Source organism: Sphingobacterium kyonggiense (genome assembly GCF_039536825.1).
GTDB lineage: Bacteria > Bacteroidota > Bacteroidia > Sphingobacteriales > Sphingobacteriaceae > Sphingobacterium > Sphingobacterium kyonggiense.
The window spans coordinates 72,815-97,815 of sequence record NZ_BAAAZI010000004.1 but is presented as its reverse complement, the minus strand read 5'-3'; the positions used below and the strand labels follow the sequence as shown (position 1 = coordinate 97,815).

Annotated in this window: 21 protein-coding genes and 1 tRNA gene; 8 read left to right on the top strand and 14 right to left on the bottom strand. The window is 38.8% G+C overall.

Annotation, left to right across the window (positions count from 1 at the left end):
* Positions 1–5: 5 nt before the first annotated feature.
* Together ABD676_RS01550 and ABD676_RS01545 are read right to left on the bottom strand one after the other, a co-directional pair.
* Entirely contained in the window at positions 6–1,472 is a 1,467-nt protein-coding gene (locus tag ABD676_RS01550) for an LptF/LptG family permease (RefSeq protein ID WP_344672913.1), read from the bottom strand.
* Positions 1,473–1,681: 209 nt separating this feature from the next.
* On the bottom strand, positions 1,682–2,059 hold the full coding sequence (locus tag ABD676_RS01545; RefSeq protein WP_344672912.1) for an START-like domain-containing protein: 378 nt from the start codon (positions 2,057–2,059) through the stop codon (positions 1,682–1,684).
* Between the two features lie 335 nt (positions 2,060–2,394).
* Here ABD676_RS01545 and ABD676_RS01540 point away from each other — a divergent pair.
* Positions 2,395–2,468 (top strand) — tRNA-Met (locus ABD676_RS01540).
* Positions 2,469–2,995: 527 nt separating this feature from the next.
* Here the strand turns inward: ABD676_RS01540 and ABD676_RS18185 are convergent.
* Together ABD676_RS18185 and ABD676_RS01535 are read right to left on the bottom strand one after the other, a co-directional pair.
* Positions 2,996–3,139 (bottom strand): CbrC family protein, encoded by a 144-nt coding sequence (locus ABD676_RS18185; protein ID WP_425565266.1) that lies wholly within the window; start codon positions 3,137–3,139, stop codon positions 2,996–2,998.
* Positions 3,140–3,421: 282 nt separating this feature from the next.
* A complete protein-coding gene (locus tag ABD676_RS01535; RefSeq protein WP_344672911.1) occupies positions 3,422–4,030 on the bottom strand; it encodes a hypothetical protein in 609 nt (202 codons plus the stop codon).
* A 454-nt stretch (positions 4,031–4,484) separates the two neighbouring features.
* Here ABD676_RS01535 and ABD676_RS01530 point away from each other — a divergent pair, with 454 nt between their 5' ends.
* Positions 4,485–7,925 carry a pyruvate carboxylase gene (locus tag ABD676_RS01530; RefSeq protein ID WP_344672910.1) on the top strand — a complete coding sequence of 1,147 codons (3,441 nt, stop codon included), beginning with the start codon at positions 4,485–4,487 and terminating at the stop codon, positions 7,923–7,925.
* A 153-nt stretch (positions 7,926–8,078) separates the two neighbouring features.
* On the opposite strand, the gene ABD676_RS01525 is transcribed toward ABD676_RS01530, so the two are convergent.
* Entirely contained in the window at positions 8,079–9,374 is a 1,296-nt protein-coding gene (locus ABD676_RS01525; RefSeq protein WP_344672909.1) for a serine hydrolase domain-containing protein, read from the bottom strand.
* Positions 9,375–9,463: 89 nt separating this feature from the next.
* Between ABD676_RS01525 and ABD676_RS01520 the strand changes: the two genes are divergently transcribed.
* Positions 9,464–9,601 carry a hypothetical protein gene (locus ABD676_RS01520; RefSeq protein WP_344672908.1) on the top strand — a complete coding sequence of 46 codons (138 nt, stop codon included), beginning with the start codon at positions 9,464–9,466 and terminating at the stop codon, positions 9,599–9,601.
* 4 nt (positions 9,602–9,605) lie between these two features.
* On the opposite strand, the gene ABD676_RS01515 is transcribed toward ABD676_RS01520, so the two are convergent.
* From ABD676_RS01515 to rplM, 9 genes are all read right to left on the bottom strand, one after another.
* Entirely contained in the window at positions 9,606–11,195 is a 1,590-nt protein-coding gene (locus ABD676_RS01515) for an ABC-F family ATP-binding cassette domain-containing protein (protein WP_344672907.1), read from the bottom strand.
* A gap of 149 nt (positions 11,196–11,344) precedes the next feature.
* Positions 11,345–11,947 (bottom strand): alpha-ketoglutarate-dependent dioxygenase AlkB family protein, encoded by a 603-nt coding sequence (locus ABD676_RS01510; RefSeq protein ID WP_344672906.1) that lies wholly within the window; start codon positions 11,945–11,947, stop codon positions 11,345–11,347.
* On the bottom strand, positions 11,934–12,800 hold the full coding sequence (locus tag ABD676_RS01505; RefSeq protein WP_344672905.1) for a methylated-DNA--[protein]-cysteine S-methyltransferase: 867 nt from the start codon (positions 12,798–12,800) through the stop codon (positions 11,934–11,936). The genes ABD676_RS01510 and ABD676_RS01505 overlap by 14 nt, the downstream gene beginning before the upstream one ends.
* Positions 12,801–12,918: 118 nt before the next feature.
* Positions 12,919–13,662 (bottom strand): SDR family NAD(P)-dependent oxidoreductase, encoded by a 744-nt coding sequence (locus ABD676_RS01500; RefSeq protein WP_344672904.1) that lies wholly within the window; start codon positions 13,660–13,662, stop codon positions 12,919–12,921.
* Positions 13,663–13,789: 127 nt separating this feature from the next.
* On the bottom strand, positions 13,790–14,851 hold the full coding sequence (locus ABD676_RS01495; protein ID WP_344672903.1) for an AI-2E family transporter: 1,062 nt from the start codon (positions 14,849–14,851) through the stop codon (positions 13,790–13,792).
* A gap of 684 nt (positions 14,852–15,535) precedes the next feature.
* A complete protein-coding gene (tsf, locus tag ABD676_RS01490; protein WP_344672902.1) occupies positions 15,536–16,372 on the bottom strand; it encodes a translation elongation factor Ts in 837 nt (278 codons plus the stop codon).
* Between the two features lie 226 nt (positions 16,373–16,598).
* The gene (rpsB, locus tag ABD676_RS01485; RefSeq protein ID WP_344672901.1) at positions 16,599–17,405 is read right to left on the bottom strand and encodes a 30S ribosomal protein S2; all 807 of its coding nucleotides are present in this window, start codon (positions 17,403–17,405) and stop codon (positions 16,599–16,601) included.
* Positions 17,406–17,423: 18 nt separating this feature from the next.
* On the bottom strand, positions 17,424–17,810 hold the full coding sequence (gene rpsI, locus ABD676_RS01480; protein WP_344672900.1) for a 30S ribosomal protein S9: 387 nt from the start codon (positions 17,808–17,810) through the stop codon (positions 17,424–17,426).
* An 11-nt stretch (positions 17,811–17,821) separates the two neighbouring features.
* Positions 17,822–18,265, bottom strand: coding sequence for a 50S ribosomal protein L13 (rplM, locus tag ABD676_RS01475; protein WP_344672899.1), 444 nt, complete (start codon positions 18,263–18,265; stop codon positions 17,822–17,824).
* Between the two features lie 892 nt (positions 18,266–19,157).
* On the opposite strand from rplM, the gene ABD676_RS01470 reads away from it, so the two are divergent.
* The 5 genes from ABD676_RS01470 to ABD676_RS01450 all read left to right on the top strand — a co-directional run bounded on the left by ABD676_RS01470 (position 19,158) and on the right by ABD676_RS01450 (position 24,982).
* Entirely contained in the window at positions 19,158–20,864 is a 1,707-nt protein-coding gene (locus ABD676_RS01470) for a tetratricopeptide repeat protein (RefSeq protein WP_344672898.1), read from the top strand.
* Complete coding sequence (gene lolB1, locus ABD676_RS01465) at positions 20,842–21,627, top strand: lipoprotein insertase outer membrane protein LolB1 (RefSeq protein ID WP_344672897.1); 786 nt, start codon at positions 20,842–20,844, stop codon at positions 21,625–21,627. The genes ABD676_RS01470 and lolB1 overlap by 23 nt, the downstream gene beginning before the upstream one ends.
* Positions 21,628–21,737: 110 nt before the next feature.
* Complete coding sequence (locus tag ABD676_RS01460; RefSeq protein ID WP_344672896.1) at positions 21,738–23,015, top strand: murein hydrolase activator EnvC family protein; 1,278 nt, start codon at positions 21,738–21,740, stop codon at positions 23,013–23,015.
* 73 nt (positions 23,016–23,088) lie between these two features.
* The gene (locus tag ABD676_RS01455; protein ID WP_344672895.1) at positions 23,089–23,295 is read left to right on the top strand and encodes a Sec-independent protein translocase subunit TatA/TatB; all 207 of its coding nucleotides are present in this window, start codon (positions 23,089–23,091) and stop codon (positions 23,293–23,295) included.
* A 232-nt stretch (positions 23,296–23,527) separates the two neighbouring features.
* Positions 23,528–24,982, top strand: a complete 1,455-nt coding sequence (locus ABD676_RS01450; RefSeq protein WP_344672894.1) for a lytic transglycosylase domain-containing protein — start codon at positions 23,528–23,530, stop codon at positions 24,980–24,982.
* The last annotated feature ends 19 nt before the right edge of the window (positions 24,983–25,001 follow it).

Sequence of the window (25,001 nt, the reverse complement as noted above, 5' to 3'; positions counted from 1 at the left end):
ATGAGTTAAGACTTGCTTAACTCATTATTTTGTTTCTTTTTGTTGAAAAAGGCGACTATCTTTTTCCAGAGAGCCTCTAACTTCATTTTATATTGATCGGCATCAAATAGTTTAGAATCTGTTGTCGATTTGTACGTCAAGAATATGGCTAATGGGGTAAGGACAATTATGGCCATCCACATGCCCCACATAGGAGCCAAACTAGCGTCTTTTGCGGCCTTCTCAGACACTGTTGCTATAACGTGGTAGATCAGGAAGAAAATGATCGCCATAACGACTGGGAGCCCTAAACCACCCTTACGGATGATGGCACCTAAAGGTGCTCCAATACCAAATAATAAAAGACAGGATACAGCCAGCGTAAATTTCCTATGCCACTCAATATCGTATTTAATATCCTTATCGGCATAAGGTAAATATTCCTGTTTCCTTATCTCCGCATTCTCTTTGATTTGTCTTGCTTGTCCTATAGCATTACTGATAGCCGATCTACGGTCTGTCATTTTCTCCAGGTCAGCAAGGTTAACCTTGGCAGGTACTAACTTCGATTTATTCTCGTGATAATAAGGAGAGAAGAAATTGATATAACGCTTTCCTTCTAGATAATTTACTTTGGAGATACTATCTAATGCAACCCTATTGGAGTCGGAGTAATGCTTCAATTGCCTTAGGTTCAGCATCTGGTGGTGATCTTTAAACAAGTCCTTATCAGTCTGGTTGAAGGCAAAGCTTTCCATATCAAACTTCTTGGTTGTTTCTTTGAATCGAAAACGAGTGAATTGTTGTCTAGGATCGTATCGTTTAGCGTTTTCGACATTTTTATCCTCATATCGTACACCATCTATTAACTCCAGCAACATGTATTTGTTATCCGCCGAGTTCTGTATATAGCCCTCTTTAGCAAAGATGACATTATTGGCAGTTCCTCCTGAAGGGTGCTCATAGATCATCAAATCGTAAAGGATCGTTCCTTCTTCGTTTTTGCTTTTAGCACGAATAGAATAGCCCGGGATAGTACTGTTGAATACACCGGGTTTCACTAAGAAATCGGCTTTTTTCTTACGAACATCGTATAATAGGGATCCCATTTTCAGGTTGACAACAGGAAGGATGTAATCGGAGAAAAAGAAGGATCCGGCACTGAAGAGTCCCACAACCACAAAGAGCGGCGTCATTGCTTTACGTAAGGATACCCCTGCTGCCTTAATAGCGACCAATTCATAGCTCTCACCCAAATTACCGAAAGTCATAATGGACGATAGTAACATGGATAGGGGAAGGGCCATACTTAATTGAACAGCGCTTTGGTAACTCAGCAACTCTAAAATAACATACCATTGGAAACCTTTACCAATCAGGTCATCGATATATTTGAAGAGGAATAACATCAGCAAGACAAACATCACAATAAAGAATGTCACCAAGAATGGTTTGATGAATGCTTGTAATATCAATAAATGAATTTTTTTCATGCTGTTGTTCGCCTAATCCTTATTTCCAATGTTTAAATTGCTGTGGATTTTTGCAAAGATACATTTTTTATCAGGCTTTAAGTGTTATAAAAGCGTTAATGATAAGGGAAATTGGATGGGTTTTGCTGCGGTTAGATGTAGATTGTTTCGGTTTAGAAACAATATACCCGATAAGGGTTTTACGGCTTATCGGGTATAAGAGAAAAGCTTTAAGCTCCAATAACTCTTTGTAAATATCCTATGGAGTTATTCCAAATCTGTTTTCTGTCTTCGAGGTTATCATCTTTAACGAAGTCTGTAACAGCTAATGCTACATCATTAGTCAATTCATCTTGAATAATTTCAATTTCAAAGTAGTAAGGTTCATCGTCCAACCACTTAAACTTCACACTCTTGTTTTCTTTAACAGAGATGAGTTTAGCACGGTGTGATTCGTTGTCCCAAATAAATTCATATATCCCATCATGGAAGTTGACATCATCAGCAAACCATTGCGCTAACTCGTTAGGCTCCTGTAGATATGGGAACAAAATCCTTGGTGAAGAATTCAATACATATTCAAGGTTTAATTTAGTTTTATCTGACATATATTATTTCTAAGTAGATCGTTTTAAAATATTGTTAGTAATCAAGGTTTGCGAGTGCCCCCCGCACCCGACTTTCTGTAATAATAATGATTTATTCCGTTATTAAAAAAATAGTAATCATCTTTTTTTTAACACAAGGGGGCTTATTAACATCCTGCTAAAACAGTTTTAGGGAACATTTTAGTGCAAAGCATACTTTAAAATGCAATAGGCTATCTTTTTGATTATAAATAGGTTTGGAGGTTGAGGTTGGTTACAGGGCTAAAAAGCGCATATTTTTATTTAAATTTTCTTTGAAAGTTGTTCCTTATTACTATCTTTGCATACCGAAAAACGGCGGGGTAGCTCAGATGGTTAGAGCGCAGGATTCATAACCCTGAGGTCGGCAGTTCGATCCTGCTCCCCGCTACTTAAGGAGACACCATATACAGGTTGTCTCCTTTTTTTTATGCCAATAAAAAATCTGTGATCCAAATTGTTAGTGTCTGGTAATTTATTATTCGATATTTGCAGACAATATTTTTATCCTTTTATGTAGTGTTGTCTGAAAAAGCTACTCTTTAATGTCATTTAGACCTTTTTTCCAAAGATCGATTTCTCCTTAGGGATTTAGCTTCTTGACCCTATTCCGGTTTGTTGTATTTTCCATGTTAGAAATTAAACACAATCTTTGACTATAAAGAGGTATAGTCAAAGAAAATAGACTTCCGTTGACTAAAATTATTATTAGTAAATTTGAGTCAGCTATGACAATAAAAGATAAAAGACTCACGCGAGATATTTCTTTTGTTTTTGTGCTGGTTGATTAGTCTTTATTACTCAAATGTGGATAAAATGGCTGTTTAGAGCGCAGGATTGATAACCCTGAGGTCGGCAGTTCGATCCTGCTCCCCGCTACTGGAAAAAAAGGTCATCGAAAGATGGGCTTTTTTGATTTTATAGATTTTTGTATTCTCCTTCAAAAGTTTCAGCTGCTTCACCATTTTTTATGCACCATGGACAAATATATTCTGGCTCTTCAACACTGTAGAAGGAACTGTCATACTTTAGATGCCTTTCTTCATTGCATGCAGAACAAATCCCATCTTACTCAACAAAAATATTAAGGTTATACACGTTCGGACAGAATATAAATTTTGGTAATTCCATAATCTAAATTATTTAGTTAGATTATGATTAAGATTTTTCTGTTCAATCTATAATCCATAGTAAAAACAGCTATTCCGTCAGACTTTCTCTCGTCAAGTGACCCTCTCCAAATAGAATTAACCGTTTTTAATCTATTTTGTTTTTAATTCAGCATCCGCTAATTAGCTAATGTTTATGCTGAAACTAAATAAAAAATCGCCAAACTTTCCAATTCTAATTCCTAGTTATGAATTGCTTTACTAACCAATGGTCCTTATGGTTTTTAAGAATATCAGCTTTTAGTGTTTCATCCTTTGTTTCCATGAATTGATACACTTTCAAGGGGATAGCATCTGGATATAATTTTCTAGATACATTAAGTGTTTTTACAACCTCTTCATTCTGTTTATTTGCTTTATATGATTCGGCTAAATAAATATATATAATCACTGGAATTTGATTGTATAAATTTGAATATTCATCAGATAAGGTATGGAGTATTTCCAATTGAATTTGTCGATTTGATTGGCCCGTTCGTACGGATTGCTCTGTAAAGTTTTGATATAGCAGCAACAAAATCAGCAAATGTTTATTTTTGGCCTGATCACTTTTCGCGATCTTGTCCAACTTAGCAATTGTTTCCTGAGAAATATTTAGGTTATCTGACTGTAGCGTTTCTTGGAATAATTCATCCATTAAATGATAGATTGTTTTGTCTGTACTATCTCTTATGGCATTTTTTGTTAATGAATTGATCATTTCTTTAATGCCCGAGTTCTCCTGTGCAATGGAAAAGGTAGGGATTGAAAAAATTAAAAATGCTATTAATAACTTGATTTTCATAGTGTGATTTATTTACTGTAAATATATTGAATGTCAAATGAAATAAATACGCGTTATTATTAAATTTATGTAAATCAAATATTAATATATTACCCTCGTTTTTAATGCCTTTAAAATATTCTGCTGATTTATTAAGCCTATTTCAACTAAGGAAAAAAATATGATTTGATTTTTATACTCTTCCTGAGTGTACTATCGATTATTCAGGAGAAAAAACTGTTGCAATTTTTCAACTTCAGCCTAATCTAATTTTCGAATAATTATTTCAGTTTTAAATATTTCTTTGATTTTAAATTTCATTAGCTAAATGGTTTGACCAAGGTTATTTGCTTATATAATTGGCTCATTTAGTGTATATTATACACCTGTCTAGTTAAATTATTTTAATGAAAGGATTGGAATTATCGTTAGTTTTGCCGTCGATAAAACAAACAAAACTAAGAATATAGCACCTATGAACTTAAAGAAAGTCCTTATTGCAAATCGTGGTGAGATAGCCATTCGTATTTGTCGTGCTTGTAATGAGTTAGGATTAGAAACAGTGGCCATTTACACCTATGAAGACCGCTATTCGCTGCATCGCTATAAAGCCGATGAATCCTATCAGATTGGATTACAAGACGAACCCCTAAAACCTTATTTGGATATTGAAGCTATAATAGCGGTTGCCAAAAAATGTCATGCAGATGCTATCCATCCAGGCTATGGATTCCTGTCGGAGAACCCAAACTTCGCCAGACGCTGTAAAGAAGAAGGGATTCAATTTGTTGGACCAACTGCAGAGGTCATGGAATTATTGGGAGATAAGGTTTCAGCTAAGGTAATTGCACAGCAAGCTGAAGTCCCAATTATTGAAAGTAGCCAGATTCCATTAAATGTCCTAAATGATGCTTTGTCTGAGGCAAATAGGATAGGCTATCCTTTAATGCTTAAAGCTGCTGCCGGAGGTGGGGGGAGAGGAATGCGGGTTGTTCGTTCGGATCAGGAATTAGAGGTGTCTTTTTCCAGTGCCAGTAAAGAAGCCTTGAATGCTTTTGGTGATGGAACTGTATTCTTAGAGAAGTTTATCGAGAATCCAAAGCATATCGAAATCCAAATAGTTGCTGATGCACATGGAAATGTGGTTCATCTTTATGAACGTGACTGCTCTGTTCAAAGGCGATTTCAGAAGGTAGTAGAAATGGCTCCTGCAGCTAATCTATTGACCGAAACCAAGGAACAGCTCTATGCTTATGCCGTTGCTATCGCTAAAACTTCTGGATTTAATAATGTTGGTACAGTGGAGTTCTTGGTGGATCAAACCGGTAAACCCTATTTCATAGAAGTAAATCCACGTATTCAGGTGGAGCATAACGTTACGGAAATGGTTACAGGTATAGACCTCATCAAAACACAACTTTATATCGCAGATCAATATAGACTTGATGATCCAATTCTAGGAATTGGTCAGCAATCGGAAATTCCACTTCATGGTTTTGCTATTCAATGCCGGATCACCACAGAAGATCCACAAGAAGGCTTCAAACCTGATTATGGAACCTTGATTACCTACCGCAATGCTGCAGGATTTGGTGTGCGATTGGATGAAGGTAGTGTTTATCCGGGAATGCGTATCAGTCCTTTCTTTGATTCCATGTTAGCTAAGATCAGTACCCAAGGTAATTCCCTGGAAGAAGCTGCTAAGCGTATGGATAGAGCACTCCGCGAATTTAGAATCCGAGGTGTTAAAAACAATATTGGCTTTTTAGAAAACCTCATCCTACATCCTGTTTTCTTATCCGGAAGTGCTACAGTAAACTTCATTGAGAATCACCCTGAACTCTTTCAATTTGTTAAAAAGAAAGATAGAGGAACGAAGATACTATCCTTTCTAGGCCATATTGCCGTAAATGGTAATCCGGATCTAAAAGGAGAGAAGTGGGAAATAAAGAGTGAGTCACCGCGTATTCCGATAGTGGATAGTTTTGCTCCTCATCCAAAAGGGACGAAGGATTTATTGACCGAGTTAGGGCCTGAGGGATTCTGTAATTGGTTAAAGAATGAAAAGAAAATACATTATACCGATACAACTTTTCGCGATGCACATCAATCCTTATTGGCTACACGCATACGAACATACGATATGATGCAAGTGGCAGAAGGCTTTGCTAAAGCACATCCACAATTATTCAGTATGGAGGTATGGGGAGGAGCTACCTTTGATGTCTGTCTTCGTTTCTTAAAAGAAGACCCTTGGCAACGATTGGCTAATCTACGAAAGGCTATTCCAAATATCCTGTTGCAAATGTTGATTCGAGGCTGTAATGGTGTCGGATATGCTGCCTATCCGGATAATTTAATCGAAGCCTTTGTTGAGAAGAGTTGGGAGAAGGGGGTAGATGTCTTCCGTATATTTGATTCCTTAAACTGGATGGAAAATATTGAACCCTGCATCGCTATGGTCCGTAAAAAGACTGGAGGTCTCGCAGAAGGAGCTTTGTGCTATACGGGAGATATCCTCAATCCGGATAATAAAAAATATAACCTGGAATACTACCTGCGTAAGGCAAAAGAAATAGAGAATGCTGGAGCCCATATTCTAGGGATCAAAGACATGTCTGGTCTTCTAAAACCTTATGCAGCATCGGAATTAATTACCGCATTGAAGGATACGATAAATATCCCAATCCACTTACATACACACGATACTTCTTCTCTTCAAACAGCCACCTATTTGAAAGCTATAGAAGCAGGAGTAGATGTGGTTGATTGTGCCCTCGGTTCTATGTCGGGTTTGACTTCACAGCCAAACCTTAATGCTGTTATTGAAATGATGAGCTTCCATGAACGGGAGAACCCTTTCAATAAAGAATCTTTAAACGAATATAGCGAATACTGGGAAGCGATTAGAACTTATTATGAGCCATTTGAGTCGGGATTAAAGGCATCTTCTACCGATGTTTTTACCCATGAAATTCCGGGAGGACAATTTTCTAATCTGAAACAACAGGCTACTAGTTTAGGATTGGGTGATAAAATACCTGAAATCAAAAAGAACTATGCTTTGGCCAATAAGCTATTTGGAAATATTGTGAAAGTTACGCCTAGCTCTAAAGTTGTAGGAGATATGGCTCAGTTTATGACAGCTAATCACTTGACAGAAGATGCTATTTTAAACTTCGGAAGCACCATGTCTTTTCCTGATTCGGTCATCTCTTTCTTCCGTGGTGATATTGGTCAACCAGAGGGTGGATTTCCAAAAGATATCCAGAAAATAATTCTCAAAGATCAGGAAGCCTATACGAATAGGCCGAATCTACATATTGCTCCTTTGGATTTAGATAGTGATTTTCAAGCTTTCCTAAAGCAATATGGTGAAGACAGAACCTTCTACGATTACCTCAGCTACCAATTCTATCCGAAGGTATTTCAAGAGTACCTGAGTCATTACCGGGAATATGGTGATGTCTCCGTTGTGCCAACCTTGGTGTTTTTATATGGTATGCAACCCGGAGATGAAACGATCATTGAAATTGATAAAGGAAAAACCTTATTGATTAAGCTAGTTTCCATTGGACCGGCGGATATTGAGGGCAATCGAACTGTTTTCTTTAAGTTGAATGGTCAAACCCGAAGTATTGAAATTCACGACAGTAAATTACAAATAAAACAGGTGGTCAATCGTAAAATTGACCCTTCAAAATCAAATGAAATTGGTTCTCCATTACAAGGTTTATTGTGCGATCTATTTGTTTCAGTAGGTGATGAAGTGGTTGCCAATCAGCCTTTGTTTGTCATTGAAGCCATGAAAATGGAAACTACTGTGACTTCCACTGTTGCTGGTGTAGTCAAACACCTGGAACTTAAAAAGGGTACTATGGTTAAGAACGATGATCTAATCTTGGAGATTGGGTAAAAACCTGTCCAATTAATGAACACATTTATACTATATGTTCATTTTTCACCAATATTTGGACATATAATAAAAACCTGTCCATTTAGTGAACAGGTTTTTGCTATATGTCCATTTAATCTAAAATATTGAATATGTTAACTAGTCCATGCTTTCTTATTTCTTCATAAGGTAATCAGCAACAGCTTGGTAGGCTGGTAGGGAATAAGGATCGTTAGCCGTGTTGCTTGCTGTATGATGAGAGGCTAATCGAATAAAAACCATCTCCGCTTTAGGGTCAATGTAGATGGTTTGACCATGTACTCCTCGTGCTGAGAATGCGCCATTAGCATTATGGCTCATCCACCACATATTTCTATAACTCCAATTCTTTAGATTGCTGTATCCCGCTTTGGCGAAGTCAGCCTGATTTCCTCCTTTACGGATATCTGCTATAGCAGCTTTAGGCAATACTTGCTTGCCATTAAAATATCCGTCTTTACGAATCATCTCGCCGAACATGCCTAGATCACGTAGATTGGCATTAAAGCCTCCTCCTGCGAAGGCAATCCCTGCGCGGTCTATTTGGTAGTAGCCATCGAAATTCGCGCCTATAGGTCTCCATATACGCTCTGATAAGAGATTTGGAATGCTCTTGCCTGTCACCTTGCTAATGATCCAACCCATAGCATCCGTGTTAATCGTTTTATAACCAAAAGCCTTTCCGTGTTCACCTGCTTTTTTTACAGTTTCCAAGTATTCGTAATAATTAGTAGGGCCTGTATAATCTTTAGGCAGAGGAGTAGGGTTGCCTGCAGCGGAAAAGATCCATACATCTGCTTTTGGATCAGCATAATCCTCACTGTAATCCAAGGAGGTCGTCATATCCAATACCTGACGTACAGTAGCATCCCCAAAAGCTGAATTCGCAAGTTCAGGTACATATTCTTTCACCAGCTTATGTTCATCCAGTATTCCTTCAGCTAAGAGCATTGCACCTAATGTTCCTGTAAAAGTCTTACTAACCGACATGACGGCATGGGTTCCATCTGCAGTTAATTCCCCAAAATAGCGCTCATAAACTACCTTGCCCTTATGTAAGATTAAAATACCATCCGTATAATTCTTCGCTAAGGATTCCTCAAAAGTCATCGCTTTCTTTTCTCCTAAGGGCATAAACTCTATTTTACTGATTGAAGAATCAAGAGCCTCATCAAATTGATAACGGTCATTATCTGCCGATTTTACAACCTTAGTTGGAAAGAATTCTCGCATATGGCATACGCTATAACGCAATGCAGGAAATTCAAAAAAAGTACCATCAAATAGAGATACAGTCCTGTCTTTTGCAGGTGGAAAGCCTTGCATCCAACCCATCACCTTTGGGTCGGATTGCTCTGCAGTTAGTGGCTGTTGAGCATTCAAATTCATACTAATCATTAATGCAATGGATAAAATGGAGAGATGTTTCATAGTGTTTATTGTGATCTGCTACTTTACAAATATGTTGAATCATCAAATTGTTTTAATATTACCAAATCCTAGAACCTTATGGTTATCGGGTGCAAAAAATATCAAATGAAAAGGTTGGATTTGATATGAATGGTTTAATGGATTCACTGAAAACAAACAAGGATTCCTTCGAATTTAAAAACAAGATATTTATTGGTGCGGCCTATATCAAAATTGGTGAAAAGTAATCCTTTATAATAAGCTGATTTCCCTGTTCACTTGTAAGTCCAATATGAAATTTTCATCGTGGGATACGACCAATATCGTTCCTTTGAAATTCTTCAGAGCTTCCGTGAGAATGATGATGTTTTGCAAGTCAATGTTGTTCGTAGGTTCATCAAGTACCATAATATCCGGTGCCTGGGTGGAGATATTTAAACAGCATAACAATAAGCGCATCCTTTCTCCTCCACTTAGACTCAGACAGCTTTTGTCCCAAGCATCTTTACCAAATAAGAATCTGTTTAAGCGTATCTTTATGTCATGCTCCTGCAAACCACTGTTGTTAAATGATTGTGCCATTTCATAAACCGACAAATTTGTCTGTACCAAAGAATACTCCTGATCAATATAAATATATCTCCTGGTATTAGACTGAATACTGCCTTTGGAGGGTTCCAATTTATTCAAGAGCATTTTTATTAGCGTAGTTTTTCCACTGCCATTCGCCCCTTGGATGTGAATTCGTTCTCCTGATCGTATTTGCAAGGATATATCTTCCTTCCAGAGCATACGATCCTTTATTTCATAGTTGATTTCCTTTGCTTCAATCAACAGTTTCCCTAGATGTAGGCCGGATTCATCAAAATTGAATTGCATCTGATCAATCTCTGGTAATTGAGCGCGAAGATCACTTAATTGACTTCGAATACCCGATATCTTATCCTCATGCACCGATTTCAGTTTGGAACTACTACCTTCAGCTTTGTTCTTCAAGGCACCCATCAGAATCTTAGGGATTCCTGCTGCCTCCTGTTTTTTCTTCCCTCTAGCATTCAATTTATTTTGACGCTCTATCGCTTCCCTTTCTTTGTCCTTCGCCTTTCGCAATTCCTTTTGTTGATTCTGTACCTGATTGCTCAAGGATGTTTGTTCGATTTCTTTTTGCTCTACATAGAAATCATAATTCCCACCATAACGTTTTATGCTTCCTTGAGATAACTCAGCCATATAGGGCATCAACTGCAACAGTTGTCGATCATGGCTCACCAATAGGATGGTCGAATTGCTGTTTGCTATAAAATCATACAATTGCTTTCTTGCAGGTTTATCCAAATGATTGCTTGGTTCATCCAATAGAATAAATTCAGGTTCGTGAATGGATATTCCAGCTAAGAATACCTTCGTTTTCTGACCTCCACTCAATTGGGATAAGGAAGTATCCAATGTAATATCAGCTAAGTCCCATTTTTCTAAAGCTTGGAGTACTCGATCTTCCAAAGTCCAGTCATCATTGAGGATCTCCATGTTGTGCTCATTGGCTTCTCCAGCTAGTATTTCCTGCAGGGCAATCCATTTCTCCGAAATGCTTAATGCTTCCGCGATACTTTTATCTTGATAAGCATCTAAGTTCTGAGGGATATAATAGGGAATGGCCTCAACCTGCAACAGCCCAGAATTTAAAGGCAATTGTCCGGCAATTATCTTTAACAAGGTTGATTTACCAGTTCCATTATTGCCAATTAAAGCAATTTTCTCGTTTTTATTGACTACAAAGTCTAGATCCTGAAAAAGGACCTCTTTATTTGGATGTATATAGGTGGCTTTTTGTAATATCAGCATAACTCTTTTCGCTAAAGGGTAAAACAATCAACATTTCCTTTATGGAAACTGTGTGAATGGGCGGAAAGAACTGAATATTACATATAGATTTTTTTCTTTGTGTTAGGCAAAGGTACAAATTTTCTCTTAAATGCTAGCCACGATAGTCTTTAGAGAGCGACAATGGTTCGAAATGTTAGGTTTATCCTAGGTCCATGAAGCTGTTTGGTGGGAGGGAGTCTATGCATCCAATGGCTTTGCGTTGTATCCTTCATGACCAGTAAACTGCCATTCTCCAGCAGCATATCGATCCGTTCTTTACTTTGTTTATGCTTAAAGGAAAACTTACGTTCAGCACCAAAGGTGAGGGAAGCAATGGCACCATTTTTCTTTAAGTCCTTTTCACCATCGGAATGCCAAGCCATACCTTCAGACCCATCATGATAGAGATTTAACAAACAGGAATTGTAACTATCACCAGATACCGATTCCACCATTTCCTTGAGTTCAAGCAACTCCTCAATCCAGGGCATGGCCACTTTCTGAATGCCGGAATAACTGTATTCAAATTGTTTGTCCCCATACCAGGCCACCTTTCTTTTTGTTTCCAGATGCTTACCGAAAATGATTGCCTGATCAGGTTTCCAAGCAACTTTCTTCAATAGCACATCGTAAAAATAATCCTGTTTATCCGTTATGACGCCATAGTAATTCACTGTCCCATCATAGGGCAGGTAATTACGTTGCGGATCTGCCTCGTTAAATAGTTTCATGGTCATTGCTATTTGTTGTATGTGCCTGTTCCCAGCCCAACATTAAGGTCTTTCTGATCGGTTCCCAATGATAACCTCCAGTATGCCCTGAACGCTGTATTACCCGATGGCAAGGGATTAAAAAAGCAATGGGGTTCTGCCCAATAGCTGTACCCACAGCCCTAGAAGCTGTTGGTTTATCGATTTGCTCTGCAATAGCTTGATAGGTCCTAACTTCTCCTGTAGGAATCTGTAATAAAGCTTGCCATACTTTCAATTGAAAGGCAGTGCCTTTCAGGTGTAGTTTTATATTTGCTAATGAACCATCCTCCTGATCGAAGATACGCATAGCCTCGGTATGAATAGGTGTGAGTTCTTCCTTCAGCTGTGCTTGTTTAAATCGTTTCTGGAGATCTGCGATTCCTTGTTCTTTGTCTTTGATAAAGGCCATATAACATAAGCCCTTATCGGTAGATGCTAATAAGCATTGCCCAAACGGACTACTTTGGTAGCTGTACGATAAAGTTAAGCCTTCTCCAGCTTGCTTGAATTCGGCAGGACTCATTCCTTCGATGTGAACAAATAAATCATGCAATCGGCTGGTACTGCTGACACCAGTGAGTACATGCGTGTCAAACAGGTTATATTCTTTTTCTCGAAGGAGCTTTTTAGCATATTCTAACTGAAGAAATTGTAAGAATTTCTTTGGACTTGTACCCGCCCATTCGGTAAATAAACGATGAAAATGAAATGGACTTAAATGCACATGTTCGGCCAGTTCATCCAAACTTGGCTTTTTCTGAAAATTGTCTTGAAGATATGTGATTGCCGAGGCAATGCGCTCATAATTCAATTCTTGTTGTGTTTTTTCCATACCCAAATTTCTATCCTTTTCCAGGAAAATAAAATCCGTTTCTTGCTGTATTTTATCTTCGCCAAAAAAAGGCATCCCCATATGGTAGATGCCTTCAATATACAAAATTAATATACTATTACTTGGCTAAATATCCGCCATCTACCGGATAATATGATGCGGTTACAAAGGATGATTTATCCGATGCTAACCACAATGCTAACTCAGCAACCTCAGAAGGTTTACCCAGTCGTTGAAAAGCATGTTGACTTTCCAGGAATTTTAAACTCTCCTCATTCATGGCATTTTCTACTAATGGTGTACTGATAAAACCAGGGCCAATGGCATTGACACGTACGCCTTTTGTGGCATACTCCCAACCGGCAGTTTTCGTCAATCCAACTACGCCATGTTTTGCAGCTACATATGCAGAAGAATTAGCGAATCCTACGGAACCTAAGATAGAAGCCATATTGATGATACTACCACCAACTTTGGCGATTTCAGGCAACTGATAATGCATACCATAGAAAACGCCGTTTAAGTTGATATTGATAACTTTATTCCAACTTTCAATGGATAACTCGCCAACAGGAGCAGCATCACCACCAATCCCCGCATTGTTGACCGCAATATGTAAAGCACCAAAATTCTCAATGGCAGCTTCTACAATCTTTTGATTATCCGCAGCTGATGAAGAATCCGCTTTGATGAAAATAACATCGGCATCGCCAAGGCTGTTGATTAATTCATTCCCCAATTTATCATTCACATCGGAAATGACCACCTTCGCACCCTCTTTCACGAATAATTCTACGATAGCCTTCCCAATTCCTGAAGCACCACCAGTCACAATGGCCACTTTGTTATCAAGTTGTTTCATAAGTATTGCGTTTTTTTATACAATGTAAACAACTTATCCCTAGAAAAATAGGATATAAATCAGTCTATAGCTGTTTATGACTTAAATAGGAAAATTGAAAGCAAAGCTTACAAATTCTTGATAATCTTTATGGGGTGTTCTTATAATCCTCCTCCAGGAGTATAGGACTCCCTTTACCATACTCATTGGCATACACTTTAATAAGTACCCCAACAGACGAAAGGATTAATGGACCGAATATCAATCCCAACATACCAAAGAGTTTCAATCCCAACAACACCCCAAATAAGGTTATAAGGGGAGGGACATTACCCAAAGTTTTAAGGATTGTAAAGCGTAAGATATTATCAATACTTCCCACCAATAGGAAGCCATAAAGTAAAATACCAATACCATTTCCTGTTTGACCTGCTGCTAGGGTGATTATCCCTAAAGGCACGTAGATGGTCATGGTCCCTAAGACAGGTACAATGGATGCTATTCCTGTTAAGATGCCCATCAAGATAAAATTATCCGCATCGAATATCCAATAGCCCAGCATAGCAACAACGCCTTGACAAAGCCCTAAAATAGGAATACCGATAGCATTTGATCGAACCATAGAATCGACCTCTGTCCAAATCTCCGATTTGCTCTTAGGAGAAAATGGAATCCCTTTCACAATATACTGTTCCATTCGTCGACCATGAACCTGCATAAAGTACAGCACAAAGAAAGTAACCAAGATATTGATGGTAATTTCAGCCACGGAGTTCAAGATACTCGGGACATATTTGGTAAAACGCTGTAAGATCGCCAGCAATGCCTCATCAGACATGTCGATATCCTTTAGGAAAGGCTTGTCCGACATATATTCCTTCAACAGGTTAAATTGTGCAACAATTTTATCCGTATTATTCGCAAAAGAACTTATCTGCGGTACCAAATAATCTACAATCGCCCAAATCGGCAATACAATAAATACCAGAGAGAGTAGGATGAACAGCAAACTCGTCAAAATCTTATTCCAACCTCTCTTTTCAGTCAAGGTAAAATACCCCTTTCTAAAAAGAATATAAAGGGTAATAGCCCCTAAGAATCCAGGTAAATAATAATATAGATTCTTAAAAATGACAATACAGATCAAAATGATTATGGTAATTAGCATGATCTGATTGATGGAATTGTTGTTGATTTGCTTAACTCTCATACCCAGCATAAAATTTAGTAGCAAAATAAGGAAAAGTTGTGAGATATGAGATATGAGATCGCTTCGCTGTTAGATGTGAGAATTGAGACAGTGTAAAGGATTTTCTATTATTAAATACCATTTTAAATCAAGCAGAGATCCCACTGAATTTAGTATTGCCCGAAGCTGGGCAGCAATTAATCGCCTAAAAGCAAGCTTACTAGGTAGCACGTTAGGTAGGGGCGGTACTGAGTGAGTTTGAGGAAAGGGGATTTATTCCCTAACGAGAACGAACGGAATGTCCGCCCATTTTTTTAGATAACAGAATTCAGAAAACAGATTTGAATATACATTAGATGTCGGTCGATGCTTGGATAGACCCTACAAACATTCGTGATTTTAATATCTTATACCCACCATAACTGCAGGGTCGAAGTATGCTTCGACCGCTTAAATATAAATGCTTTAAAACGTGTATAGCTTGAAGTTCTCTCATCTTCGATTCGATGACAAGATCTTGTGGGGGATAGGTGAGACTCTTCGCTTCGCTCTGAGTTGTAAATGTCTAATTTACCCCATTCTTTTTTCCCATTATCTATCCAACAGCGAAGCGGTCTTATATCTCACATCTAATAGCGCAGCGGTCTCCCATAAAAAAAGCCCCCATTCCTTTTCGGAATGGGGGCTTTTTTATGAGTTACTAGCTTACGCGCCTAATTGTACACGTTTGAAAGCAGTTACAGTTAATCCTTTAGCTACAGAGTCAAGGAATTGAGAAATGTTCTTAGAAGAATCTTTTACGAACTCTTGGTTCAATAAAGTGGAGTCTTTGTAGAATTTGTTCAATTTACCAGCAGCGATTTTCTCAACCATTTCTTCTGGTTTGCCTTCTGCACGGATTTGATCTTTAGCGATTTCAAGCTCACGCTCGATAGTTTTAGAATCAACACCATCTTTATCGATAGCAACTGGGTTCATAGCAGCGATTTGCATAGCTACGTCTTTTCCAGCTTCATCAGCTCCAGCAACATCTGCAGAAAGACCTACTAATACACCTAAACGGTAGTTACCGTGGATGTAAGCAACAACTTTCTCAGCTGTTACCGACTCGTATTTAGAAACGTCGATTTTCTCACCGATTTTACCAGTTTGGTCGATCAAAGCGTCAGCGATTTTAACACCACCGATTTCTAATGCTTTAAGGTCTTCCAAAGTAGCTGGGTTATTTGCTAATGCAAGATCAGCAACTGATTCTGCGAATGCTACGAAGTCAGCGTTTTTAGCTACGAAGTCAGTCTCACAGTTTACTTCAACTACGATACCTGATTTGCCATCAGCTGATGCCTTAGCAATGATTACTCCTTCGTTTGAATCGCGGTCTTGACGGCTAGCAGCAACTTTAGCACCTTTTTTACGTAGGTAGTCTACAGCAGCTTCGAAATCACCATTAGCTTCCACTAAGGCTTTTTTACAGTCCATCATACCAGCGCCAGTTTGTTGACGCAATTTGTTTACATCTGATGCAGAAATTTGTACTGACATAGTATTTTTTTTATAAAATTACAATTGATGTGTTAACATCCTGTTTACAGTAAAACAACAGTATGTTAATTTTTAATATTTTCCCCCTCTTTTTAGCTTCTTCAAGCCAATTTCGGGCTTATGGATTTTGCTTGTTAGCAAAAAACCGGAAAGACAGGGGCGGTAAAAGGAAGTTCATCTTCCAGAAACCAACACTTGTCTATCCGGCTTATAGGTTAGAATAAAATTATTCTACGTCTTTCGCTTTACGAGTGCGTTTTCCTGGAGTCGCTTCAGTAGCTTCACCATTGTCTACAGCTGCTTTAGCCGCTGCTGCTTCTTTTTCCGCGTCCTCTTCTTTATCGCGCTTACGCTCTTCTAATCCTTCAGTGATTGCTTTACCAATTACACTAGCGATTAAGCTGATGGATTTAGTCGCATCATCATTCGCAGGGATTGGGAAATCGATGTTTGTAGGGTCAGAGTTTGTATCAACCATTGCAAAAGTAGGGATGTTTAATTTCATCGCTTCTGCTACTGCAATGTGCTCTTTCTTAACGTCGATGATGAACAAAGCTGCAGGTAAACGGTTCAAATCAGCGATACCACCTAATAGGCTCTCTAATTTTACGCGCTCACGTTGTATCATTAACTTCTCTTTCTTAGACAATACATCGTAAGTTCCGTCTTTTTGCATCTTGTCGATGTTAGACATTTTCTTGATCGATTTACGTACTGTCGCGAAGTTAGTTAACATACCACCTAACCAACGTTCAGTTACGAAAGGCATGTTTACTGCTTTTGCTTGTTCAGCGATAATTTCTTTTGCTTGTTTCTTTGTCGCTACAAATAATACTTTACGACCTGATTTTACGATTTGTTTGATTGCTGATGCAGCCTCATCTAACTTCGTAAGCGTTTTGTTCAAGTCAATAATGTGGATACCGTTGCGTTCCATGAAAATGTACTTAGCCATTTTCGGATCCCACTTACGAGTAAGGTGACCAAAGTGAACACCTGCATCCAATAATTCTTGATATGTTGTTCTTGCCATTTTTTGATCCTCCTAATATTAACGTTTACTGAATTGGAACCTTCTACGTGCTTTACGACGTCCTGGTTTTTTACGCTCAACCATACGGTCATCACGTGTCATTAAACCTTTCGCGCGTAATGCAGGTTTTACCTCTGGGTTAAGCTCTACTAATGCTTTTGCAATCGCTAAACGAACTGCTTCCGCTTGACCTTTTACCCCACCACCTTGAACGTTAACTTTAATGTCAAAATTTGCAAGAGACTCTGCTACCAATAAAGATTGAGTAACAATGTATTGCAAAGGTAATGTTGGAAAATATACCTTATAATCTTTACCGTTTACGGTAATGTTTCCGTCGCCAGCTGCTAAGTAGATGCGGGCAACAGCAGTTTTTCTTCTTCCTGAAGTGTTAGTTGTTGACATGGTCGTTCTCCTTAAAATTTAACTGGTTTTGGATTCTGTGCCTCATGCTTATGCTCAGTTCCAGCATATACATAAAGGTTTTTAAATAATTGACGTCCTAAACGATTCTTAGGTAACATCCCGCGTACCGCTTTCTCAATGATGCGCTCTGGGTGTTTTGCCATCAACTCCTTCGGAGAAACAAAACGCTGACCACCTGGGTAGCCGGTGTAGCGAACATATACTTTGTCGCCTAATTTGTTTCCAGTCATTCTAACTTTGTCTGCGTTGATAACGATCACGTTATCTCCACAGTCTACGTGTGGGGTGAATGAAGGCTTGTGTTTTCCACGGATTACCTTAGCAATCTCGCTGGCCAAGCGCCCCAAAATCTCGCCTTCAGCGTCAACAACGATCCACTCTTTGTTAACGGTGTTCTTGTTAGCAGAGACAGTTTTGTAACTTAACGTATTCACTTGCTTTTATTTAATTAATTAATATTGTTTTATCCCTTCTGTAATCACTACAATAAGGTCTGCAAAGGTACAATATTTATTTTCAATTGTCAAAAGAAATTTTATCCCTTTTCTTCAGTTATTTTGGCAACCTAATCACATAGAGAAGTGGGACCACTGCGCTGTTAGATAGGAGATGTGAGATTTGAGATAGAAAGGGTGATAAATAACGTTCCTTGCAACTCAGAGCGAAGCGAGGAGTCTCACCTTCCTCCCTCAAGACAGCGTCATCGCCAAGCTTGCTGAGTGAACTTTTGACTATATCTTTAAAGCCAACATTCATTTCAAATTTGATTTTATTTTGCGTTATTGTATGTTTTTATGAGATTTTATAGAAGCGGTCGAAGCATGCTTCGACCCTACAGTTACGGTGGTTTGGAATAATAAAAACACGATTGTTTGTAGGGTCGATGCATGCATCGACCGCTATATCTCACATCTATTTCTGCTGTCTTTTGTCTGTAGTCTCAACATCTCTCACAGGGGTTTTATTCGCTACTTATTCGGATCTCCTTCGGAACTTGTTCGGAACTCCTTCGGATCTCGTTCGGTTAGAAGCGAACGAGATCCGAACAAGATCCCTATCAGATTCAAAGGAATTCCCTTGGAGTAACGAAGTCATCCCTAAGGAATATCATCGAAAACTAGAGGTAAACCGTAAGCCTTGTTCTTGTTGTTGTTTTTGATCTATAGGGTCATTACGAATGCGGTTTTTCGATTAATTAACATTATTTAAATAGGAGGTCATTAAACTTTTCTTGATTTTTGTGCTCTTTAAAATTAATTTATTACCTTGTTTTAGCTAGGTCTAGGAAGGGCCGAAGGATTAGGTAAATGTTAATTGGACGTTTCGATGAGAAAGAATTTTTGGAGCAAATCGTTGTTGTTGGGTTTAATGCTAAGCATTGGGCAGGTCGTATTTGCGCAGGATTTAAAGAATGATAATGGCTATAAAGCCCAATTGGCAGCGGTAGAAAGTCAATTGAAAAAAGGTGATATTGCCAGTGCATTGGCAATAATTGAGGAAACGTTGCAGCAATACCCCAATGGTTCAGATTTATATTATGCCAAATCCCTATTGTATGCACAAGTACGGAATTTTGATGTAGCTATTCCTGCTGCAGAGCAGGCTGTGGAGAAATCCCCGGAGAATATGCTGTACAAAAATCACCTTCTTGAACTCTATAAGGCCAGTGAAGATTATGAGGATGCTATCGTTTTTCTTGATAAATTAATAGCAGACCAAAAAGATAACCCGCAATTATATCGGGAAAAAATCATGCTGATGCATTCCGCCAAGCTCTCCTTGGAAGCATTAAAGGTTTATGATGAGACTAAAGCTAAATTTGGTGTCTCCGACACCTTAGATGTGTTAAAGGCGGAGATATTAATGGATTTGGATCGTCCGCGGGAAGCGGCAGAAGCCTTAAAGCCTTGGCGAGAGAAGAAAACCCAGATTCGTCAGGTGTACAGCAGCTTAAGCTATGTTTATGTTGATGCTTCAAATTTTAAGGATGCATTAGCTGTCTTGGAAGAAGGTTTGCAAAACAGTAAGGATGACTTGCTGTATTTGGATCTTGCGGATGCCTATTTGGCGCAGAAGAAATCTAAACCAGCTTATGAAAGCCTGAAGAAGGCCTTTGAGTCGGAAACGGTAAATTACTTTGATAAGCACCGTGCGATGTTTAAAGTCATGAATGAGCCAGCGGATTTCAGCATCGATCAAAAGCAGGAATTAGCCAACCTCCTCGTGTTAAAATATCCGCGTATTGCTGATTCGCACATGTTCAAAGGCGATGTACTTTGGCAAAAAGGCGAAATGGATCAGGCACGTTCGCTTTATTTAACAGCAGTTGCCATGCAGCCACAATTAATTGATGCCTGGCGAAAACTGGTCAATATAGACTTGGCCATGAACAAAGTTAGCCTAGCTATTACCGATGGAATGGAAGGCTTACAACGTCATCCAGGAAATGTGATGCTATCTTATTTTATTGGGGTGGCACATATGATGAAAAAGGATCATGCTGAGGCAAGGAAGTTTTTAGAAGCTGCCTTAGACCGAAGTGTTAATGATGATCCTATGGTGCAATCGATGATCTACAGTTCCTTAGGAGACTTATACAATGAGTTGAAACTGTATGCAGAATCGGATGTAGCCTATGAGGAAGCTATCAAATTAGACAGTGCAAACACCAATGCCATGAATAATTATGCCTATTACTTGTCCCTTAGAAAGGAGAAATTGGATAAAGCAGCGAAGTATGCAGAACAGGCAAATAAACTGGAGAAAAATTCCGGAACATTTCAAGATACATATGCTTGGGTTTTATTTCAACAGGCTAAGTACAAGGAAGCCCTTTATTGGATTGAGTTGGCGTTAAAGAATTCGGAGACATCGGCAACTTTGCTTGATCATTATGGAGATATACTCATTCAATTAGGCCGATCGAAAGAAGCAGTTAAACAATGGGAGCGGGCCTTGAGCATGACCAACAAAGGATCGGTGGATGTAGATAAGTTAAAAAAGAAAATAAGTGAGAAGAAATATATTGACTAAACTAAGTTTCTTTATGGCGGTACTCATGCTGATCAGTGCATGTGGGACTAAAAAAAGAACCGTAAAGATAGATTCAACCTTGCCTAAGGCAACGAATAATGAGCAGCTGTTGAAGAATTTCGAATTGAGTAATTTGAATTACCATACATTCAGCGGCAGAGCCAAAGCAAAGGTACAGATGGGTAAGGATTCCCAGAATGTGACTTTAAACCTGAGAATTGATCGAGGAAAGGCGATTTGGATTTCAGTTACTGCCTTGCTAGGTATTGAAGCTGCACGTGTGATGATCACTCCTGACAGCGTAAAGATCATGAACAAAATGCAAGGGGAATATATCGCTAAGCCTTTTTCCTATATCTATAAATACACCAATCCGAATATTAGCTATAAAATGTTAGAGGATATTTTGTTGGGGAATATATCGGTGGAGATGTTACGAACCGAACAGTTGCAAGTGGCGAGCAGTACGGATGATGTACAGATTATTGGTGTTCGCGATGGCTTGACCTTTCATTATGGAGTGAACAATGCCAACCGACCATTTAATTTCAATTTGATGGAATTGGGTAAATCCAATAAACTGGAGGCTACCTATAGCGATTATGAGATGATCGGGGGTTACAATTTTCCGAATCGTTTCACGTTAAACATTGAAGGAGATGGCGTAAAAGTCAATTCAGACCTGGCTTATAATAAGGCCGAATTTAACACAACAGCAGAAATGCCGTTCAAAGTGCCGTCCAGCTATAAGGTTATCAATTAATTAGTAACTCCTTGGTTCGGAAATAAATTATTCATTTTTTTGTTTTCGTATGGAGTATATCCTTATTTTTGGAAGTTTTAATTAGCGACAAGAATAGAATAAAGTGGTTCATGGATTTTAAAAAGATAGTATTAAGCATTATTTCCGTATTATTTCTCGTAAGTTTCAGTTACGGACAAAGTAGCGCCGAACTGAAAAAACAACGTGAGCGAATTGATCGGGAGATTGCTGACCTTCAAAAAGTATTGACCGCCAAAACAGCAGAGAAGATACTTTCACAACGCGAGGTGGCGGCTTTAAGTAAGCAATTGGACCTTCGTGAAAATAAAATCGGAACCATCAACAGTGAGCTTCGTATCATACAGAGCAACATCAACTCCAACAATAAGATCGTTGAAAAACTCAAGGAAGAGTTGGAGAAACTGCGTAAGGACTATGAAAAGATGATTCTTTTTGCCTTCCGCAATAAAAACGGTTACAACAAGATGATGTTCATCTTCGCCTCCAAAGATTTCAACCAAGCCTTTAAACGTGTCAAGTATCTACAGCAGTTTACCGATGCACGAAAGGTGAAGGTTTCAGAGATTGAAGGCCATAAAAAACAAATCGAACTTAAACTAGCCCAGTTACAAAGAGATAAGCAAACGCAACAGGCATTGTTAAAAGAACAGGAGAAGGAGCGTAACATTATTGCCAAGGATAAAGCGGCACACTCGAGCGAATTAAACAAATTGGCGAAAGAGGAGCGTGGATTCCGCGGTCAATTGTCAAGTAAACAACAGGAGCGTAAGCGTTTGGATGCTCGGATTAAGTCAGCGGTTGCCCGTGAAATGGAAGCTGCTCGTCGTTTAGCGGAAGAACGTAGAAGACGAGAAGTTGAAGCCGAGGCTAAAAAATCAGGAACAACGGTTGCTGAAGCTGAGAAGAAAGTTGTTAAGAAAACAGGTTCTGCCGTATTGAACTCTACACCTGAGGCAGCGAAGTTGTCAGCAGGATTCTCTTCAAACCGAGGTCGATTACCATGGCCAGTGTCGCAGGGTAATATCGTTCGTAACTTCGGATCTGTAGTGGTTGAACGTGGCGTACATGACTTCTATGATTACATCCGTATTCGTACATCAGACGGGTCACCTGTAAAAGCCATCTTTGAAGGAACGGTAATCGAGGTCGTTAATATGGGAACCACAGCCGTAATTGTACAGCACGGGGAATACTTCTCGGTGTACTCCAACTTGAAATCATCCAATGTGAGTCGAGGACAAAAAGTAGGGACTGGAACCGTATTGGGGGCTGCAGATTCTGACTCAGAAGCAGGTTATTCCTATGTAGACTTGAACATTTTCAAAGGACAAACTCCGGTGAATCCTACACAGTGGATAGCAAGATAGTTACAGGTTATTTATATTTTTATATCTATATTTGTTAGATATACTTTAAGGAAGAATTAGTAAATTATTAAATATGTACACATCAGGGTTATTATTTATCGGTACAAATGAGATCATTATCATTGTGGTACTGGCATTATTATTATTTGGGGGTAAGAAAATTCCTGAATTGATGCGTGGATTGGGTCGTGGCGTTAAGGAATTTAAAGAGGGCCAAAAAGAAGATCCTAATGCAAAAGAAGAAACAACGAATAACAATACCAACAATAACCAAGCGTAATTGTGATTGTTATCCATAATTAAGAGAAGTTTCATTAGACAAGACCTGTTTAATGAAACTTTTTTTATTTGTATCCCAGGGCTAAAACAAAGGGTTTTATCCTGAGAAATGTTACTTAAAGTAGCATTGAATAAAAAAATCCGAAAGGATGAACTAACCAAAAATATGTAAACAGTTCGCCAACGATTAGCGAAGAACTAAAAACTAAAGTTTACCAGTACCCACAATACTTATGAACAAAAAGATTAGTTTCCTAGTGACAATAGGCTTAAGTGTTTTTCTTAAGTTGGGCCATGCCCAAGAAGTGTCCATTGAAGCTTCCGGTTTTACCGAGAATGTACAAACTACCCTAATCGGTCAAATTGAAAGACAAAAAGAGTCCATTTCGTTACAATTGGATTCCATCAAGACCGTAAATGGAGGTAACATCGTATTTACTGATGAAGATGTTAATATCGCTCAGCGTATCCAGAGAATTCAAAAGACGGTTCCTTTGGAATACAATGGTCGTGTAAAGGCTTATCTGGATAAGTATATCTCCAGAAATTACAAACCTTATATGGAGAAGTTGCTCGGTTTAGGAGATTATTACTTCCCGATCTACGAGCAGATATTTGCCGAACAAGGCATTCCCGAAGAGGTGAAATACCTTTCAGTAGTAGAATCCTCTTTAAATCCACATACACTTTCCACATCAGGTGCTTTAGGGCCTTGGCAGTTTATTTATGGAACAGCCAAACTGTACCACTTGACCATGGATGGGGCTTATGATGAGCGTAAGGATGTGTATTCCTCCACTTATGCAGTTACTACCTATTTGAAAGAAGCTTACGACGAGTTTAACGATTGGTTATTGGCACTTGCCTCCTACAATTGTGGTCGTGGCTGCGTACGCCGAGCGATTCAACGTTCAGGCATGAATAGCCCAACCTATTGGGAATTGTCTCCATTTTTACCTAAAGAAACCCAAAATTACATCCCGAAGTTTGTAGCGATGACCTACGTGTTGAACCATGCTGAATTGTATGGCTTAAATGCGCAGTCGAATAACCTTCAAATGGAGAGTAAAGTCATGATGTTGGATCGATCCATTAGTTTGGATAATCTGGCTAAGAATCTAGGGATTTCAATGGAGGTCTTAAAAGAATTCAATCCAGCTTTCAAGCGTAGTCAAATAACTGCTTCAGTAGAAAAGCCTAGACGTTTGGTCTTGCCTTTTCAACGCGAAATGAGCGATTCGGAGATTTACTCGGCATTATATTCCCAACCTGCAGTAGAAACAAAAGCTGTACTTGCAGCAGCTGATCCTGAGGAAACGAAGTATCATCGTGGACAAAAAGGTGAATCGCAGCAGTCTATTGCCTATAAATATGGGGTTACTGTACAGAACCTTCGTGCATGGAATGGATTAAACGCTAATTCCTCCGTTCTAGGGCGCAATCTTGTTGTAGCGAAGTCTATGGACGATGAACTGCCTAATAAGGTCGTAGCGGCCGTTAAAACGAGCGTAGCAAAGAAGACCAGTCTAAGCTATGTAACGCATACGGTGAGAAAAGGAGATACCTTATCTGATATTGTTCAAAAATATAAAGGATCAAGTGTTAGCCGCCTAAAATCAGATAATAATTTGAAGGGATCTAACTTACGTATTGGTCAGAAATTAAAAGTATATAAAGGGAACAGTTAATTCCTACTTCTGGATTTAA